General features: G+C 54.2%; 2 protein-coding genes, 2 tRNA genes and 1 pseudogene. All 5 read left to right on the forward strand.

The window, feature by feature from the left end; all coding sequences use genetic code 11:
* Window positions 1-132 precede the first annotated feature (132 nt).
* Window positions 133-217, forward strand: a tRNA-Leu gene (locus ACIPLA_RS17035).
* Between the two features lie 78 nt (window positions 218-295).
* Window positions 296-371 (forward strand) — tRNA-His (locus tag ACIPLA_RS17040).
* A 400-nt stretch (window positions 372-771) separates the two neighbouring features.
* Complete coding sequence (gene tig / locus ACIPLA_RS17045; protein ID WP_401174387.1) at window positions 772-2,082, forward strand: trigger factor; 1,311 nt, start codon at window positions 772-774, stop codon at window positions 2,080-2,082.
* Window positions 2,083-2,175: 93 nt separating this feature from the next.
* The gene (gene clpP / locus ACIPLA_RS17050; RefSeq protein WP_007901795.1) at window positions 2,176-2,811 is read left to right on the forward strand and encodes an ATP-dependent Clp endopeptidase proteolytic subunit ClpP; all 636 of its coding nucleotides are present in this window, start codon (window positions 2,176-2,178) and stop codon (window positions 2,809-2,811) included.
* Between the two features lie 113 nt (window positions 2,812-2,924).
* Window positions 2,925-3,016, forward strand: a pseudogene (locus tag ACIPLA_RS17055) (hypothetical protein); the annotation flags it as partial.

Genomic DNA, 3,016 nt, shown 5'->3' on the forward strand with positions numbered 1-3,016 from the left:
TGGGCGTAGCTCAGTTGGTAGAGCACGGGATTGTGACTCCCGTTGTCGTGGGTTCGATCCCCATCGTCCACCCCATATTTCGAAAGGCGCCAGATTAACAGTCTGGCGCCTTTGCTTTAACAGCTTCAATCCGCGGATGTGGTGGAATTGGTAGACACACTGGATTTAGGTTCCAGCGCCGCGAGGCGTAAGAGTTCGAGTCTCTTCATCCGCACCAAATAAAGCTTCACTCTTGCCGCTTGGCTTGGTTGGGGCTCAGCAAAGAAGTTGTTTGGCTTCTTTGTCACGCAATATGGTGGGCGTAGCTCAGTTGGTAGAGCACGGGATTGTGACTCCCGTTGTCGTGGGTTCGATCCCCATCGTCCACCCCATATTTCGAAAGGCGCCAGATTTAACAGTCTGGCGCCTTTTTTGTTTCAGTTGTTTGAGTGTCGACGACTGCAGGTTGTGGGTCGCAGGGTCAGGTCGTTTCATCGTATTTATGTTTCTCGATGATGCACGATTTGTCCGTCGATCCCTTCGCGGGGTCGGCTGTCAGGGATGGATTGCCGATTCCTTCTATATATAGAAGGATGGGTGCAGAGCCTTGGCATGACTGGCTGTATTTGCTAACAGGGCGAGGCACAACCGTTTGTCCCCGCCTATAAATTGCCTGCTGCTTTTTTACCCGTTTTCAGTAGGGTGACTTCTTGAGTTTGACCCACTAGAATGCATGCCCTTGATTCTGGGGTCGGAAACGGCCGGCTAACGTCTGTGCAACGAGGAATATCCATGCAAGTTTCTGTTGAAAATACTACTGCTCTTGAGCGCCGCATGAGCGTCACCGTGCCGGCTGAGCGTATCGAGAGCCAGGTCAACAAGCGTCTGCAGCAGACCGCCCAAAAGGCCAAGATCGCTGGCTTCCGTCCAGGCAAAGTGCCAATGAGCGAAATCAAGCGCCGTTTCGGTGCTGACGCTCGCCAGGAAGCTGTAGGCGACGTAATCCAGTCTTCTTTCTACGAAGCTGTGGTTGAGCAGAAGCTGAACCCGGCTGGTCAGCCTTCGATCGAGCCTAAATCCCTGGAAGCAGGCAAGGACCTGGAATACGTAGCCGTATTCGAAGTGTTCCCGGAGTTCACCGTTGCCGGTTTCGAAGGTATCGCTGTCGAGCGCCTGAGCGCTGACGTGGCTGATGCCGATCTGGACAAGATGCTGGAAATCCTGCGCAAGCAGAACACCCGTTTCGAAGTCGCCGATCGCGCTGCTCAGAACGAAGATCAACTGAACATCGATTTCGTCGGCAAGGTCGACGGTGAAGTGTTCGCTGGCGGTTCCGCCAAAGGCACCCAACTGGTGCTGGGTTCCGGTCGTATGATCCCAGGCTTCGAAGACGGTCTGGTCGGCGCTAAAGCCGGCGAAGAGCGCGTTCTGAACCTGACCTTCCCTGAGGACTATCAGAACCTCGACCTGGCAGGCAAAGTCGCTGAGTTCACCGTAACCGTGAACACCGTTTCCGAGCCTAAACTGCCAGAGCTGACCGAAGAATTCTTCGCTCAATTCGGCATCAAGGAAACCGGTCTGGAAGGCTTCCGCACCGAAGTTCGCAAGAACATGGAGCGTGAACTGCGTCAGGCGATCAAATCCAAGGTCAAGAATCAGGTTATGGACGGTCTGCTGGCCACCAACCCGATCGAAGTACCAAAGGCTCTGCTGTCCAACGAAGTTGACCGTCTGCTCGTGCAGGCTGTTCAGCAGTTCGGCGGCAACATCAAGCCTGACCAACTGCCGGCCGAGCTGTTCGAAGAGCAAGCCAAGCGCCGCGTTGTGCTGGGTCTGATCGTGGCTGAAGTGGTCAAGCAATTCGACCTCAAGCCTGACGAAGCCCGCGTTCGCGAGATGATTCAGGAAATGGCTTCGGCTTACCAGGAGCCTGAGCAGGTTGTGTCCTGGTACTACAAGAACGACCAGCAACTGAACGAAGTCCGTTCGGTTGTGCTGGAAGAACAAGTTGTGGATACTGTTCTGCAGAAAGCTAGCGTGACCGACAAATCGGTCTCTTACGAAGAAGCTGTCAAGCCGGTAGAAGCTCCACAAGCCGACTGATCGTTTTTGCGGTAAGAAGCACACACCATAAGCCAGCCTTCGTGCTGGCTTATGCGTATTCAAGACATAACTATTTGGGAGTGACTGCAGAGCATGTTCCGTAATTCCTATATTCAGCAGAACTCTGATATCCAGGCCGCAGGCGGCCTGGTCCCGATGGTTGTCGAGCAGTCTGCTCGTGGCGAGCGCGCCTATGACATCTACTCGCGCCTTCTCAAGGAGCGAGTGATTTTTCTGGTTGGTCCGGTAGAGGACTACATGGCCAACCTGATCTGTGCGCAACTGCTGTTCCTTGAAGCGGAAAACCCGGACAAGGACATCCATCTCTATATCAACTCCCCGGGCGGTTCGGTGACGGCGGGCATGTCGATCTATGACACCATGCAGTTCATCAAGCCAAACGTATCGACCACCTGTATCGGTCAGGCGTGCAGCATGGGCGCGTTTCTTCTGACGGCCGGTGCCCAGGGCAAGCGTTACTGCCTGCCGAACTCGCGTGTGATGATTCACCAGCCACTGGGCGGTTTCCAGGGCCAGGCTTCGGATATCGAAATCCATGCCAAGGAAATCCTCTTCATTCGTGAGCGTCTCAACACGCTGATGGCCAAGCATAGCGGGCGCACTCTTGAAGAAATCGAGCGCGATACCAACCGCGATAATTTCATGAGCGCTGAAGCCGCGCGTGAATACGGGTTGATCGATGAAGTGATCAACCAGCGCCCCGCTTAATAATAAGCAGCTCAAAATAGGGTTGGTCAGCTGGTCTGATCACCGGCGGGCTTGAAAAAGCCCGCAATAGCCTTCATCTTGTGTTGCAAGCCTATCGGATTTGGATCGAACGAATGACTGACACCCGCAACGGCGAGGACAACGGCAAGCTGCTCTATTGCTCCTTCTGTGGCAAAAGCCTGCATGTAGTACGCTAATTGATTGT

The organism is Pseudomonas sp. NPDC086112 (genome assembly GCF_044746425.1).
GTDB lineage: Bacteria > Pseudomonadota > Gammaproteobacteria > Pseudomonadales > Pseudomonadaceae > Aquipseudomonas.